Below are 14035 nucleotides of genomic sequence, written 5' to 3'. Positions count from 1 at the left end.
CGGATGCGCGCGGCCGCCCTGATCGCCTTGTCAGACGGCCGCCATCGTCACACCGTCCGGTCGCCGGATCCGGGGAGGGGACGCATCACGATCGCGCGACGCGGTGCGGCCCCGGGGATCGGCACGGCCGCCGACCGACGTCGGCCGGACGCGTTCGCGGAAGCGGCTCGCTGCGAGGCGCGAAACCGCGACGCGCCGGGCGAAAACGTGCCCGGGACGAAACCCGTCACCGCGCCGGGCCGGCAGGGATAGAGGCCGCGGGGGTCTCCGGAGTCCGGCCTTTGAAACCCGGGGCCGTCCCCGACGGTCGCCTCGCACGACGACCTACGGGGTGAACCCCTCGAACACCATCTGGTCCGCGTGTGCGCTCGCGCGAGCGCGCTGCTCCTCGGTCCGCACCGTCCAGGCCATCACGGGCATCCGCCCGAGCAGCCGGCAGAGGTAGGTGGGCGCGCAGGGCAGGTCGTCCACCCGCCAGGACAGAAAGTCCGGACGGGTCTCGGCGAAGTGCAGGAGGTCGGACAGGGCGAGTCGCGCGCTCGGCGGCAGCGCCGCGTAGACCGGATCGTCCTGCGTGGTCTCCGCGACGATGCCCCGCGGGATCGTCGGCGGGCAGAGATCGCGCAGGGCCACGACCACCTGCGGATCGAAGGATTTCACCGCCACCGGCCCGGCATGGGCCGCAGCGACCGCGGCGGCGCGAGTGGCGAGCCTCAGGTCCCCGTCGTAGCGGGACTTCACCTCGATCACCACCGGCACGGCCCCGGCCACCGCCGCCAGGAATGCCGGCAGCGTCGGGATCGTCTCCGCGGATCCGGCGACAGTGAGCGCCCCGAGTTCTGCCGCCGACCTGTCGGCCACGGCCTCGCTCGCCCTGGTCAGACGTCCGAGGGCGGCGTCGTGGAACACCATCGCCTCGCCGTCGGCGCTCATCTGGACGTCGCACTCGATGGCGAAGCCGCCCGCGACCGCCGCCCGGGCCGCCGCCAGCGTGTTCTCCGGCCGGCCCGCCGCCCGGTCGTGCAGACCACGATGGGCGATCGGCCGCGCGGTGAGCCAGTCGGGTGCGGCCATGGTCAGCGGACCTCGAACATCGCCTCGACCTCGACGGCGGCGTCGAGGGGCAGTTCCGCGACGCCGACGGTGGAGCGGGCATGGCGTCCGCGATCGCCCAGTAGCTCGACCATCAGGTCGGAGGCGCCGTTCATCACCCCGGCCACCGCCGAGAAGCCCGGGGCGGCGTTGATGAAGCCGCCGAGCCGCACGCACTGGACCACCGCGCGGTCGAGGTCGCCCACCGCCGCCTCGAGCTGGGCGAGGACGTTGAGTGCGCACAGCCGGGCCGCGGCCTTGCCGGCCTCCGCCGAGACGGGGCCGCCGACCTTGCCCGTGTGCTCGGCCGCGATCTTGCCGTCCGCGCCGAAGCAGATTTGCCCGGAGATCACCACGAGGTTGGCCGTGCGCACGAACGGCACGTAGTTGGCGACCGGCGCGGCGGCCTTCGGCAGGGCGAGGCCGAGCGCCTCCAGACGTTCCTTGACCGTGCTCATCGGGTTCTCCCTCGGCGTCTCAGATCGGCCGGAGCAGGAGCATGGCACCCCAAGTCGCGCAAGAGGGTCGCGCAAGAGGGTCGTGCAAGAGGATCAGGGGAGAGGGTCGGGCGAGAAAGTCGGGCGAGAGGCCGGGAGGCCGGCGACGTCCGCAGAGGCGGTCGCCGGATCATCGCGCAGAGCTGCCGCGCGCGCCGGGGGTTCATCGAAACGTTGACAGGGCGCGGCGCATTCATAGTAATCGCGCGCGTGCCGCCCCTGACTGAGGCGGCACTTTCATTTGGAGCCGGCTCACGCCAGCTCCGGGCTCCTGCGAGAAACGGAGTTGGGACCTGTGACCTCAGCCCTGCTGCCGACCTACGTCCGCGCGCCCCTCGCCTTCGAGCGCGGTGAGGGCGCCTGGCTCGTGACCGAGGGCGGGGAGCGATACCTCGACTTCGGCGCCGGAATCGCAGTGAACGCCCTCGGGCATGCCCATCCGCACCTCGTCGGCGCGCTGACCGAGCAGGCGAATCGGATCTGGCACACCTCGAACCTGTTCCAGATTCCCGGGGGTGAACGCCTGGGCCAGCGGCTGGTCGAGGCGACGTTCGCCGACGTGGTGTTCTTCTGCAATTCGGGCGCGGAGGCCAACGAGGCGGCGATCAAGATCGCCCGCAAGTACCACGCGGCAGGCGGCCATCCGGAGCGCTACCGGATCGTGACCTTCGCGGGTGCCTTCCACGGGCGGACGCTGGCGACGCTGGCGGCGGGCGGCCAGCAGAAATACATCGAGGGCTTCGGTCCGAAGGTGGAGGGCTTCGATCAGGTCGCCGCCGGCGATTTCGCCGCACTGGAGGCCGTGATCGGGCCCGAGACGGCGGCCCTGATGATCGAGCCGATCCAGGGCGAGGGCGGCGTGCGCGTGATTCCCCACGGGGAGCTGCGCCGGCTGCGCGAGATCTGCGACGCGCACGGCCTGCTGCTGATCATGGACGAGGTCCAGACCGGCGTCGGCCGCACCGGCCGGCTGTTCGCCCACGAGTGGTCCGGCGTCACGCCCGACATCATGAGCGCCGCCAAGGGCATCGGCGGGGGCTTCCCCCTCGGCGCCTGCTTGGCGACCCGCGAGGCTGCCCGCGGCATGACGGCCGGCACGCACGGGACCACCTTCGGCGGCAATCCGCTGGCCATGGCGGTGGGGAATGCGGTGCTGGACGTGGTTCTGGCGGACGGGTTCCTCGACCGCGTCGCCCATTCCGGGCTGCTGCTCAAGCAGAAGCTCGCCGCCCTGCGCGACCGGCACCCGCACGTCTTCGAGGAGATCCGCGGCGAGGGGCTGATGCTGGGCCTGAAGCTCGCAGTGCCGAACACCGATTTCGCGGCCGCCGCGCGGGACGCGCATCTGCTGGTGATCCCGGCCGGCGACAACATCGTGCGCCTGCTGCCGCCCCTGACCATCGGCGAGGCCGAGATCGACGCGGCGGTCCAGCGCCTGGACGCGGCCGCGTTCGGCTTCGAGGGCGTGCGGGGCGCTGCCGAGTAACGCTTCAACCCCAGAGTTCCGAACACCGCCCTCCGGGTTCCGGCGGGTGGCCCGAAGCGTTTCCGGGTGCGGCTCGTCCCGCCGCGCGTGACGGAAATGCCCCTGCCAGGAGGTAGAGTACCGTTCATGATCAGGTGATCGTTGAGCAGACTCTAGTTATTGTGACGCGATGAAAGCCCAGATTGACGGCCGGGCCCAGGCCCCGGCCAGGCACCTGAACGGTGTCGGCCCTCGCCATTTCCTCGATCTCAAGGATCTCTCGGGCGCGGAGCTGCGCCGGGTGCTGGACGCCAGCGCAGCCATCAAGGCGCGCCGCCGCAAGGGCGAAGTCGCCGCCGAGCGCCCGCTCACCGGCAAGACCCTGGCGATGGTCTTCGACCGGCCCTCGACCCGCACCCGCGTCTCCTTCGACGTGGCGATGCGCGAACTCGGCGGCGAGACGCTGATGCTCACCGGTTCCGAGATGCAGCTCGGGCGCGGCGAGACCGTCGGCGACACCGCGCAGGTGCTGTCGCGCTTCGTCGACGCGATCATGATCCGCATCCTCGACCACGGCCAGATGCTGGAGCTGGCCGAATGCGCCACCATCCCGGTGATCAATGCCCTGACCAAGGTCTCGCACCCGTGCCAGATCATGGCCGATGTGCTGACCTTCGAGGAGCATCGCGGGCCGATCCAGGGCCGCACCGTGGCGTGGTCCGGCGATGCCAACAACGTGCTGGCGAGCTGGGTTCACGCCGCCGCGCGCTTCGACTTCACCCTGAACGTCGCGAGCCCGCCGGAGCTGGCGCCGCCGCCCGCCCTGCTCGCCTGGGCGAAGCAGGAAGGTGCCGACATCAACGTCACCACGGATGCGTTCGCGGCCGTTCAGGGCGCGGACGCCGTGGTCACGGATTGCTGGGTCTCGATGGGCGACGACGACGAGGCCCACCGGCACAACCTGCTCAGCCCCTATCAGGTCAACGCCAAGCTGATGGCGGCGGCCAACCCGGACGCGATCTTCATGCATTGCCTGCCGGCGCACCGGGGCGAGGAGGTCACGGCCGAGGTGATGGACGGGCCGCGCTCGGTGGTGTTCGACGAGGCCGAAAACCGCCTGCACGCGCAGAAGGGCATCCTGGCCTGGTGCCTGCGCGCCGGCGGGCTCTGATCCGGTCTTCGCGTCCGAGCCCGCGAACTTGGGCTCGCGAACTTGGGCTGGCGAACTTGGGCTCGCGAACTTGGGCTCCCTATCCCATATAGGTGTGAGCGGACGGCCGACGCCGTCCGTCTCCCTATCACGGCCGCCGGCGGGCGGCATCCCGGCGACGGACGTGGCGCGCTGCGCCGCCTCTCCCGCATGGGCGCGGGCGGGGTGAGGGATCCGATCGCCGCATCACGGTCAGTCCCTCACGCCGGCCGGCCCGTCCGGAAGACGGTTCCCTGCCGCACCGGGTCGGCGCCTGATCCGGAGACGGATCGCCTCGGGCGCCGGACGCATCGATCGGAGCGGGCATGTCCTCAGGAACTCAGTCGCCATCCCAGCCGCAGACCCAGTCCGGCGGCAACGGCCACGCCGGCGCGGACGACACCGTGTTGCCCTTCGCCGTCGAGGCGCTGGACGTGCGCGGCCGCATCGTCCGGCTCGGTCCCGCCGTGGACACGATCCTGCGCCGCCATGGCTATCCGGATCCGGTGGCGCGGCTTCTCGGCGAGGCGGCGGCACTGACGGTGCTGCTCGGCTCCTCCCTCAAGTTCGAGGGCCGGTTCCAGCTTCAGACCAAGACCGACGGTCCGGTGGCGATGATCGTGGTCGATTTCGAGGCGCCCGACCGTCTGCGCGCCACCGCGCGGTTCGAGCCGGAGCGGGTGGCCGCCCTCGGCTCCGGTCCGCTCAAGGATGCCGACCTGATCGGCACCGGCCACTTGGCCATGACCATCGACCAGGGCACTGCGGCCAGCCGCTACCAGGGCGTCGTCGCCCTGGAAGGCCAGAGCCTGGAGGAGGCGGCACACCAGTATTTCCGCCAGTCGGAGCAGATCCCCACGCAGGTGCGCCTCGCCGTGGCCGAAGCCGTGGAGGAGGGGGACGGGCGCTGGCGGGCCGGCGGCCTGATCGTGCAGTTCCTGCCCCAGTCGGTGGACCGGGCCCGCCTCGCCGACCTGCCGCCGGGGGACATCCCCGAGGGGCACCGGCATCTCTCCGGAGAAGCCCCGGAGGACGATGCGTGGGTCGAGGCGCGCTCTCTGGTGTCCACGGTCGAGGACCACGAGTTGGTCGATCCCCACGTGTCGAGCGAGACCCTGCTCTACCGCCTCTTCCATGAACGGGGGGTCCGGGTTTTCGACCGGCAGCCGGTCCAGGAAACCTGCCGCTGCTCGCGCGAGCGGGTGATGGGCATGATCCGCTCGTTCGCCCCGCAGGAGCGGCGCGACATGGTTGCGGATGACGGGCGCATCGTCATCACCTGCGAATTCTGCTCCCGGCGCTACGACCTTGATCCGCAGGAGGTCGAAGCCGAGATCGCCGGGCAGCCACGCCAGTAGAGCGGCGGCCACGCGACCCTGCGACCAGTATAACCCGCCTTACGGCCAAGCTTGTCCGCGCGAAACGCGGTCCGCTCGGTATTCGTTGCGTAAATTTTTGAATCCTCCAGGCTGAACCGTTCCGCGACTTTCGACGTTGCGTGGCAGATTCAACATTGGAGGATTCGCCATGCGGAGACTATCGATCGGATTGGCCGCGCTGCTGATCAGCACCTCGGCCTATGCGCAGCAGCAGGGTGGCGCCGAGCGCGGAGCCGCAATGGGCGGGCGCGGCGGCCAGGGCGGCGCCGAGTCCGGCATGAAGGCCGGCGGGGGCGAGCGCGGCAACATGCAGGGCGGCAGCCAGGCGGCGACGGAGCGCGGCGGATCCGAGACGGGTCGGTCCGGCCAGGATCGCTCGGCTCAAGGTCGGGACGCCGGTGGCGAGGGCCGGATGGCGCAGGATCGCGGTCGCGCCGGTGCAGAGCGCGGGGATCGTGACGGGGCCCGAGACGGCGCGCGGGCCGAGCGGAACGAGCGCGGCGACCGGAACGGCGACCGTGCAGAGCGCGGCGACCGTGCAGACCGCGGCGACCGCCGTGGCGATCGCATCGACGGGCGCGGGCGTACCGATGTCAGCAGCCGGACCGACATCCGGAGCAACCGTGTCGAGGGCGGCTTCCGCCGCGAGGGCCGCTTCGTGGTCATCGGCGGCCGCCGGGTGGTCTACGGCTCGCCCGAGTATCGCCGCCTGATCGTCACCGAGAACCGCGGTCCGCGCGAGCGCTACGTCGTGATCCGTGGCCAGCGCGTCCTGTACGGCTCGCCCGAATACCGCCGCCTCGTCAGCGTCCGTGAGACGGGCCCGCGCGAGCGCTACGTCGTCGTCCGCGGCCAGCGCGTGCGGTACGGCTCGCCCGAATACCGCCGCCTCGTCACGGTCCAGGAAGACCGCTTCGTCACGATCCGGGGCCAACGGGTCCGCTACGGATCCGACGAGTATCGTCGCCTGAGCGGCGGAGGTGCGGTCAGCGCGAGTTTCCGCTCCGAGCAGCGCGCCGGTGCGCGCTTCGACAATCGCGGGGGCCGGGACGGCATCCGGAACACCTCGCGCACCGAGGGCCGCCATGAGGACCGCAATGAGGGCCGGATGGATCGCGCCAACGACCGCAACATGGACCGGACGGCCGGCCGGACCGACGCCAAGAGCGGTGGCAAGACCGACGGCATGCGCAACAGCGACATGCGCGGCGGCCAGCAGGACGGTATCCGCAACGCCTCCGATCGCGGCAACATGCAGGGTGGCATGAAGGCCGGTACCGAAGGCGGCCGGGCGGGCGGCGGCGAGCGCGGCGGCGCCAGCGGTGGCATGAGCGGTGGCGCGAATGGCGGCGGCAACGGCAGCATGGGCGGCGGCGCCCAGGGTGCCGGCCGGGCCGGCGGCCAGCCGGGTGCCGGCCGCAACTGAGTGGATGCGCGGGGAGGAGCCGTCGGGCTCCTCCCCGCACCGCATCTCGCCGGGTGCTGCTGGGTTGCCTCTGCGACCAGACCGAAGGGATGGGGCAGCACCACCCCGGTCGATGGCGCCCTGTCCGGAGTTACGCGGCGGCGCTCGTCACGAAGCAGCCGGCCGGATCCGCGCCGCCGTGCCCCACGAGCGGTTCAGACCTTGAGCACGGGTTCGGCGATGTCGCCGCCGCCACCCCGCGCCCGCAGGTAATCGGGCTGGAACAGGCACATGCGCACGGCGTCGCGGTAGCGCCCGTTCACGAAGAACTCGTCCTTGAGGACACCCTCGGGTCGGAAGCCGCAGCGCTCGTAGATCCGCACCGCCCGGGCGTTGTCCCGGTCCACGTGCAGGTAGAGCTTGTGGATGTTGAGCACGCTGAAGGCGTAGTCCATGGCGATCCGGGTGGCCTGCCAAGCGTAGCCGCGCCCCTGGAAGCTCGGATGGATGGCGATCTGGAACTCGCAGCGCCGGTGGAGATGGTTGATCTCGACGAGCTCGATCAGCCCGGCCGGTTCGCCGCCCGGATCGGCCACGATGAAGCGGCGCTCCGTCTGGTTGTGGATGTTGCGCTCGTAGAGCTGCTGAAGTTCGGCGAAGGATTCGTAGGCCTCCTCGAACCAGTAGCGCATGATGCTGTCGTTGTTGTTGAGCTGGTGGACGAAGCGCAGGTCCTCCCGCTCGAGCGGCCGCAGCTTGATGGTGATTCCGGTGATTGCGTTCATGACGCGTACGCCTCGATCAGCTTGCGCAGGAACCGCTCACCCTGGCCGAAGGCATCCAGGGTGATGAACTCGTCGGGCTGGTGAGCCTGCGCGATGTCGCCGGGCCCGCAGACCACGGTCGGGATGCCGGCCGCCTGGAACTGCCCGGCCTCGGTGGCGTAGGGCACCGCGACGGTGCGGTTGCGCCCGGCGAGCCGCAGGCAGAGCCGCTCGGCCTCCGAGCCGGGCTCGGGGGCGAGGCCGGGGATGTCGACCTCCTCCAGCGTCTCGATCCGCCCGAACGCGCCGTAGCGGTTCAGGCGCTCGCGCGTCACCCGCTCGACCTCGGCGGCGAAGAGCCGAGGGATCTCGCCCGGATCGAGGTCCGGCAGGCTGCGGTACTCCCAATGAAAGCGGCAGACCTTCGCCAGGATGTTGCGGGCGGTGCCGCCGTTGATCGTGCCGACATGGACCGTGGTGGCCGCCGGATCGAACCGGCCCGAGGGATCGCCGCGCTCGATCATCAGATCGGCGATCCGGTTGAGGCCCGCGACGAGATCACAGGCGGCCGTCACGGCGTTCGCTCCGAGCGCGGGCCGGGCCGAGTGGGCCTCGTGGCCGTGGACGGTGGTCAGGCAGGTGACGATGCTCTTGTGGGCGTCCGCCACCTCCATGCCGGTGGGTTCGCCGACGATCACGGCGCCCGGCCGCGGCAGGTCGACGCCGAACCGCGCGATCCCGTCCATCGAGCCGAGGCAGGTCGTCTCCTCGTCGTAGGAGAGCAGGATGTGGATCGGCCTCTTCAGGCCGGCGGCCAGCATGTCGGGCACCAGCGCCAGCGCCAGGGCGTCGAAGCCTTTCATGTCGACGGCGCCGCGCCCGTAGGCCCGGCCGTCGGCCACGCGCAGCGTGAACGGGTCGCTGGACCACGCCTGTCCGGCCACCGGCACCACGTCGGTATGGCCGGAGAGCACGACGCCGCCGTCGACCATCGGGCCAACGGTGGCGAGGACGGCCGCCTTGTCGCCCACGGCGTTCGGCAGGCGGAGGTACGGGATTCCCCAGCCGTCCAGATAGGCGCAGACGGAGTCGATCAGGGCGAGATTGGACTTGTCGCTCTCGGTGTCGAAGGACACGAGGCGGGCGAGCATGTCGAGCGGGCTCAGCCGCTCGCCGGTCGCGGACATGACTTCCTCCGGGACGAGGCCCGGGTTGCCGGGACCTCAGTGCAGGCTGCGGCGGACGTGCGGGCTGTCGAGGGAGAAGGCGGGGATCTCGGCCTCGAAGCTCTCACCGGCCACCGTCGCCATGGTGTAACTACCGGCCATCAGCCCGTCGGGCGTGTTGAGCGGGCAGCCGCTCGTGTAGCAGAACGACTCCCCGGGCTCCAGCACCGGCTGCTTGCCGACCACACCGGTCCCGCGGACCTCCTGGCAGGATCCGTAGCCGTCGATGATGCGCCAGTGCCGGGCGCGCAGCTGCACCTGCTCGCTGCCGTTGTTCACGATCTCGACCGTGTAGGCGAAGAAGTATCGGCTCTCGTTCGGCGAGGACTCCTCCTCGACGAAGCGGGACTGAACCGTCACGCTAATTCCTCGCGTCTCGGCCTTGTACATCGCCCTATAAGGCCCTTCTTCGGACGGTACGACTCGGTGAAGCCGAATGGAACGCGTCTCACGGGCGGTGGTAGTAGGCGCCGGAATCGCCGTCAATTGCGGCTGACTACCTCGCGGGACCCCGATCCGCCCATCCGGCCCCCGGCCATGACCTGGACGCCGAGCGCGACATGACGTCGGCCTCCGGGCCGGTTAAGCCGGCATTAGCCAGTCCCGGCGAGAACGGATCGCGGACGCGGACCGGCCGGTGGCGCGCGGAGGAGGCAGGGGCGCGATGAACGCGGGCGCAGGCAAGGGGGGCGCAGGCAAGGGGGGCGCAGGCAAGGGGGGCGCCGATTCGGGCGCAGCAAGCCGCATCGGGATCCTGCCGGCACAGGCGATCGCCGCCCTCGCGGAGGCGGGCGGCATCCAGATCGCGCGGCCCTTCGCGGCCGACCAGATCCAGCCCGCGAGCCTCGACCTGCGCCTGGGCGATACCGCGTACCGGGTGCGCACCAGCTTCCTGCCCGGCGCCGGGCGCACGGTTCAGGCCTGCGTCGAGCGGCTGTCGCTCCACACCATCGACCTGCGCCCCGGCGCGGTCCTGGAGACGGGCTGCGTCTACATCGCCGAACTCCAGGAGAGCCTGGCCCTGCCGGGCGATCTGGCGGCCGCGGCGAACCCGAAGAGCTCCACCGGACGCATCGACGTGTTCACCCGGGTCATCACCGACCGGGGCGAAGCCTTCGATCAGGTCGAGCCCGGCTATACCGGACCGCTCTACGCGGAGATCTCACCCCGCACCTTCCCGGTCCTCGTCAGGACCGGCTCACGACTGTCGCAGATCCGCTTCCGCCGCGGTGCGCCGCGTCTGACCGAGACCGAACTCGGCCAGCTCCACGCCCGCTCGGCCCTGGTCGATGCGCCGAGCCCGTCCTTCCAGGGCGGCGTGGCGGTGTCGGTGGACCTCGCCGGCTTCGACGGGCTGATCGGCTACCGGGCGAAGCGCCACACCGGCCTCGTCGACGTGGACGCGCCGGGCCGGCACCGGGCCGCGGATTTCTGGGAGCCCCTGGCGGCCGACGGATCGGGCAGCCTGATCCTCGATCCCGGCCAGTTCTACATCCTGGCCTCGAAGGAAGCCGTCCAGGTCCCGCCCGACCACGCCGCCGAGATGGTGCCGTTCGATCCCCTGGTGGGCGAATTCCGGGTGCATTACGCCGGCTTCTTCGATCCCGGCTTCGGCTATGCCGGGGCCGGCGGCGCGGGCGCCCGCGCCGTCCTGGAAGTCCGCTCGCGCGACGTGCCGTTCCTGCTGGAGGACGGCCAGATCGTCGGCCGCCTCGTCTACGAGCGCATGCTCGACCTGCCCGAGACGCTCTACGGCGCCGGCGCGGGTTCGAACTACCAGGCGCAGGGATTGAAACTCTCCAAGCACTTCGTCCTCTAGCCGGGACGCGGAGGACCAGGCGCGACCGCAGCCGCGGTGCCCTCGGTTCAGGTGCCCGCAACCGAGCGTTCGAAGGCGCGCACGAGGTATCCGTCGAGCTTGCCCTTCATGCCGTGGAGGATCCGCATGGCCTCCGCGGCCGGCAGGGGTGGCCGGTAGGGACGCCGTTCCACGAGCGCCGCGTAGACGTCGCAGACGGTGATCAGCCGGACGATGTCCGGGATGGCGTCGCCCTTCAGCCCGTCCGGATATCCCGAGCCGTCGAGCATCTCGTGGTGGTGACGCACCACGGCGAGGACCGTCTCGTCGAACCCGCCGGCCTTGACCAGGATCTCATGGCCGAGGGCCGCGTGCGTGCACATCACCGTCCGCTCCGCCGGGTCGAGGGGGCCGGGCTTGTTCAGGATCGCCAGCGGGATTTTGGCCTTGCCGACGTCGTGGACGAGGGCGGCGCGGACGAGCAGCTGACGATCCGTCGCCGAGAAGCCGAGGTCGATCGCGAAGGTCGCGGCGAGGCCCGCCACCAGCAGGCAGTGCTGGTACGTGGCGTCGTCGTAGGCACGCACGGTCTCGAGCCACGCGGTCAGGCCACCCACGCCGATCGCGCCGAGGATCGGATCGAGACTCTCATTCACCAGCGCCGCGTCGACGGTACCGGATGCCCGCGCGGATTCGAGGAGGCTGGCGATGACGGCGCCCGCCCGGTCGGCCGCCTGGGCGACGAGCGGGACGCCGGGCGCGGAGCCGGCCACCGGCGCCGTGGGCTTCGGCGGCGCGGCCGGTGGCCGGATCTGCGCCCGCAGCGCCTCGACGACGGTCCCGACCGGGGTTTCGGCCGGCAGGCAGAGGCGCCCCCCGAGCCCGCGCGCGGCGGACAGGCTGCGCGTGCCCATGCTGCGCATCAGGAAGACGCGCGGCAGGTCCGGCGTCGAAGCGATCAGCGACCGCAGCCCCGTGAGGGGCGCGGGCACGAGCAGGTCGAGGTCGGCGACGAGGGCGATGCAGGTGGCCGAGGGCGGCGGTTCGGCGGCACCCAGTGTCGTGCACGGGGCGATCTGCTCAAGCGCGCGCAGCAGATCGGCGCGGCGCGCGGGCTGGTCGGTGTAGAGGACGAGGGTACCCGCAGGCATCTGGCTCTTTTAGCGACGTCCCCGCCGCGGCACGTCCGACCGGCGCGAGCGATGGCTCCGGTTAGCACGTCGACCTTGCCAGACCGTAACGCGCCCGTCGCGTCCCCGGGGCCGTCAGCCCGCCGCGGCCTCGTCGAGCAGCCACGCCACCGCGCCCGTGCTGGTCACCCGGCCGGCCGGCAGATCCTCTCCGGCGGCGAGGCGGGTCAGGGCTGCCCGCTTGCCCGCCCCGGTGACCAAGAACAGCACGTGCCGGGAGGAGGCGAGCGCCGTCAGGGTCAGGCTGATCCGCGGGACGAAGGGGGCGAGGCCGGCCTCGGGCACCGGAACGACGAGACGGCGGATCTCCCCCGCGGCCGGTTTGCCCGGGAACAGCGAGGCGGTATGGCCGTCCTCGCCGAGGCCGAGCAGCACGAGGTCGAACAGCGGCCGGTCGGGATCGAGGCGGTCGGCCCCGTAGAAGTCCAGGAGCGTGCGCTCGTAGGCGCGGGCCCCCGCCTCCGCGCCTTCATCCGACGGGATGAAGTGCAGGTGGCTCGGCGGGACCCGGCCGCCATGGCCGAAGGCCTCACGGACCATGCGGACGTTGCTGCGTTCGTCGTCCCAGGGGACGGCTCGGTCGTCGCCGAAGAACCAGTGAACCCGCTCCCACGGCATCCGGCTCGCATAGTCCGGCCCCGCGAGGAGGCCGTACAGCACCTTCGGGGTCGAACCGCCGGACAGGCAGATCGCGATCCGCTCGGATCGGGTCTCGCCGCAGGCCACGATCAGCCGCTCGGCCGCCTCGCGGGCGACCGCCTCCGGGTCCTTCAGGACGTGGGTGCCGGCGGGAAGGCTCATGGGACGCGCCCCTACGTCTTCGGCTCCTGGTGGCCGCCGAAGCCCTTGCGCATCGCCGACAGGAGCTTGTCGGCGTAGCTCTCGTGCTCGCGGGAGCGGAAGCGGCGGTACAGCGCCGCGGACAGCACCGTCGCCGGTACGCTCTCCTCGATGGCGGCGTTGATGGTCCAGCGGCCCTCACCGGAATCCTCCACGTAGCCGGAAAAGTCGGTGAGCTGCTCGTCGCCCGCGAGGGCCTGGGCGGTGAGATCGAGGAGCCACGAGGAGACGACGCTGCCGCGGCGCCAGACCTCGGCGATATCGCCCATGTTGAGGTCGAACCGGCGCTCGGCCGGCAGCGACTCGGAATTGGCATGGCGGAGGATGTCGAAGCCCTCCGCGTAGGCCTGCATGAGGCCGTACTCGATGCCGTTATGGATCATCTTGACGAAATGGCCGGCGCCGGTCGGCCCGGCATGGATGTAGCCCTGCTCGGCCCGCGGGTCGCGTCCGTCGCGGTTCGGGGTCTTCGGGATGTCGCCGATGCCCGGCGCCAGGGTCTTGAAGATCGGGTCGAGGCGATCGACCGTCTCCGGGTCGCCGCCGATCATCATGCAGTAGCCGCGCTCCAGGCCCCAGACGCCGCCGGAGGTGCCGACATCGACGTAGTGCTGGCCCTGCGCCTTCAGCGCGATGCCGCGGCGGACGTCGTCGCCGTAGAAGGAGTTGCCGCCGTCGATGACGCAGTCGCCGGCTTGCATCAGCCCCGAGAGCGTCTGGACGGCCTCCTCGGTGATCGCGCCCGCCGGGAGCATCACCCAGGCCGCGCGCGGCACCTCCAGCTTGAACACGAGATCCTCCAGGCTCGACGCGCCGACGGCCCCGGCCTCGACCAGGGCCGCGACGGCCTCCGGGTTCTGGTCGAACACCACGGCTGTGTGCCCATCCCGCAGGAGACGCCGGACGATGTTGCCGCCCATCCGGCCGAGGCCGATCATGCCGAGTTGCATTGCTGCCCTTCCTTCCCGATCGACCCCGCGGACGAGGTCCGGCTCCCTACGGCTTCACCGCCGACGCGCACACGAGACGCGACCCCTGCCCGGATACCGGGAACGCCGTGGCCGGTGATCCGGGACCCTGCGAGGGCGGTGCCGCAACGCGGCACCGACGCTCAGCGACATCCCTTCGGACGCTGTGCGTCCCCTCGCGGCAGATCTCGGGTCGCATTCCGTCGACGCTCCCCCGAACGC

Annotated in this window: 13 protein-coding genes; 5 read left to right on the top strand and 8 right to left on the bottom strand. The window is 71.4% G+C overall.

Annotated elements, in window-relative coordinates; translation table 11 throughout:
* Positions 1–324: 324 nt before the first annotated feature.
* Both MFF58_RS11960 and MFF58_RS11955 read right to left on the bottom strand, forming a co-directional pair.
* Positions 325–1074, bottom strand: a complete 750-nt coding sequence (locus MFF58_RS11960) for a glycerophosphodiester phosphodiesterase family protein (protein WP_238287598.1) — start codon at positions 1072–1074, stop codon at positions 325–327.
* A gap of 2 nt (positions 1075–1076) precedes the next feature.
* The gene (locus tag MFF58_RS11955; RefSeq protein ID WP_238287595.1) at positions 1077–1550 is read right to left on the bottom strand and encodes a RidA family protein; all 474 of its coding nucleotides are present in this window, start codon (positions 1548–1550) and stop codon (positions 1077–1079) included.
* A 334-nt stretch (positions 1551–1884) separates the two neighbouring features.
* Between MFF58_RS11955 and MFF58_RS11950 the strand changes: the two genes are divergently transcribed.
* The 4 genes from MFF58_RS11950 to MFF58_RS11935 all read left to right on the top strand — a co-directional run bounded on the left by MFF58_RS11950 (position 1885) and on the right by MFF58_RS11935 (position 7048).
* Complete coding sequence (locus MFF58_RS11950; RefSeq protein WP_238287593.1) at positions 1885–3075, top strand: aspartate aminotransferase family protein; 1191 nt, start codon at positions 1885–1887, stop codon at positions 3073–3075.
* Positions 3076–3244: 169 nt separating this feature from the next.
* Positions 3245–4225 carry an ornithine carbamoyltransferase gene (gene argF / locus MFF58_RS11945; RefSeq protein ID WP_238287592.1) on the top strand — a complete coding sequence of 327 codons (981 nt, stop codon included), beginning with the start codon at positions 3245–3247 and terminating at the stop codon, positions 4223–4225.
* A gap of 344 nt (positions 4226–4569) precedes the next feature.
* Complete coding sequence (locus MFF58_RS11940; protein WP_238287589.1) at positions 4570–5601, top strand: Hsp33 family molecular chaperone; 1032 nt, start codon at positions 4570–4572, stop codon at positions 5599–5601.
* 169 nt (positions 5602–5770) lie between these two features.
* A complete protein-coding gene (locus tag MFF58_RS11935) occupies positions 5771–7048 on the top strand; it encodes a hypothetical protein (protein WP_238287587.1) in 1278 nt (425 codons plus the stop codon).
* 194 nt (positions 7049–7242) lie between these two features.
* Here the strand turns inward: MFF58_RS11935 and speG are convergent, their stop codons facing one another.
* The 3 genes from speG to apaG are packed head-to-tail and all read right to left on the bottom strand — an operon-like array spanning position 7243 to position 9407.
* Positions 7243–7812 (bottom strand): spermidine N1-acetyltransferase, encoded by a 570-nt coding sequence (gene speG / locus MFF58_RS11930; protein WP_238287585.1) that lies wholly within the window; start codon positions 7810–7812, stop codon positions 7243–7245.
* Complete coding sequence (gene argE, locus MFF58_RS11925) at positions 7809–8978, bottom strand: acetylornithine deacetylase (protein WP_238287584.1); 1170 nt, start codon at positions 8976–8978, stop codon at positions 7809–7811. Before argE ends, speG begins: the two co-directional genes overlap by 4 nt.
* Before the next feature lie 36 nt (positions 8979–9014).
* Positions 9015–9407 carry a Co2+/Mg2+ efflux facilitator ApaG/CorD gene (gene apaG / locus MFF58_RS11920; RefSeq protein WP_238287582.1) on the bottom strand — a complete coding sequence of 131 codons (393 nt, stop codon included), beginning with the start codon at positions 9405–9407 and terminating at the stop codon, positions 9015–9017.
* 274 nt (positions 9408–9681) lie between these two features.
* Between apaG and MFF58_RS11915 the strand changes: the two genes are divergently transcribed.
* Entirely contained in the window at positions 9682–10836 is a 1155-nt protein-coding gene (locus tag MFF58_RS11915; RefSeq protein ID WP_238287578.1) for a 2'-deoxycytidine 5'-triphosphate deaminase, read from the top strand.
* A gap of 47 nt (positions 10837–10883) precedes the next feature.
* Here MFF58_RS11915 and MFF58_RS11910 read toward each other — a convergent pair whose 3' ends face one another.
* The 3 genes from MFF58_RS11910 to gnd all read right to left on the bottom strand — a co-directional run bounded on the left by MFF58_RS11910 (position 10884) and on the right by gnd (position 13795).
* Entirely contained in the window at positions 10884–11966 is a 1083-nt protein-coding gene (locus tag MFF58_RS11910; RefSeq protein ID WP_238287576.1) for an HD-GYP domain-containing protein, read from the bottom strand.
* Positions 11967–12080: 114 nt separating this feature from the next.
* Complete coding sequence (gene pgl, locus MFF58_RS11905; protein WP_238287574.1) at positions 12081–12806, bottom strand: 6-phosphogluconolactonase; 726 nt, start codon at positions 12804–12806, stop codon at positions 12081–12083.
* An 11-nt stretch (positions 12807–12817) separates the two neighbouring features.
* Positions 12818–13795, bottom strand: coding sequence for a phosphogluconate dehydrogenase (NAD(+)-dependent, decarboxylating) (gene gnd / locus MFF58_RS11900; protein WP_238287572.1), 978 nt, complete (start codon positions 13793–13795; stop codon positions 12818–12820).
* Positions 13796–14035 lie beyond the last annotated feature (240 nt).

This window comes from Methylobacterium longum, assembly GCF_022179385.1.
Lineage (GTDB): Bacteria > Pseudomonadota > Alphaproteobacteria > Rhizobiales > Beijerinckiaceae > Methylobacterium > Methylobacterium longum.
This window is presented reverse-complemented; position numbering and strand designations above follow the sequence as displayed.

Coding starts and splice junctions, on each gene's coding strand:
- MFF58_RS11960 (WP_238287598.1), bottom strand. CDS start 1,074: ATGGCCGCACCCGACTGGCTCACCGCGCGGCCGATCGCCCATCGTGGT.
- MFF58_RS11955 (WP_238287595.1), bottom strand. CDS start 1,550: ATGAGCACGGTCAAGGAACGTCTGGAGGCGCTCGGCCTCGCCCTGCCG.
- argF (WP_238287592.1), top strand. CDS start 3,245: ATGAAAGCCCAGATTGACGGCCGGGCCCAGGCCCCGGCCAGGCACCTG.
- MFF58_RS11940 (WP_238287589.1), top strand. CDS start 4,570: ATGTCCTCAGGAACTCAGTCGCCATCCCAGCCGCAGACCCAGTCCGGC.
- MFF58_RS11935 (WP_238287587.1), top strand. CDS start 5,771: ATGCGGAGACTATCGATCGGATTGGCCGCGCTGCTGATCAGCACCTCG.
- speG (WP_238287585.1), bottom strand. CDS start 7,812: ATGAACGCAATCACCGGAATCACCATCAAGCTGCGGCCGCTCGAGCGG.
- argE (WP_238287584.1), bottom strand. CDS start 8,978: ATGTCCGCGACCGGCGAGCGGCTGAGCCCGCTCGACATGCTCGCCCGC.
- apaG (WP_238287582.1), bottom strand. CDS start 9,407: ATGTACAAGGCCGAGACGCGAGGAATTAGCGTGACGGTTCAGTCCCGC.
- MFF58_RS11915 (WP_238287578.1), top strand. CDS start 9,682: ATGAACGCGGGCGCAGGCAAGGGGGGCGCAGGCAAGGGGGGCGCAGGC.
- MFF58_RS11910 (WP_238287576.1), bottom strand. CDS start 11,966: ATGCCTGCGGGTACCCTCGTCCTCTACACCGACCAGCCCGCGCGCCGC.
- pgl (WP_238287574.1), bottom strand. CDS start 12,806: ATGAGCCTTCCCGCCGGCACCCACGTCCTGAAGGACCCGGAGGCGGTC.
- gnd (WP_238287572.1), bottom strand. CDS start 13,795: ATGCAACTCGGCATGATCGGCCTCGGCCGGATGGGCGGCAACATCGTC.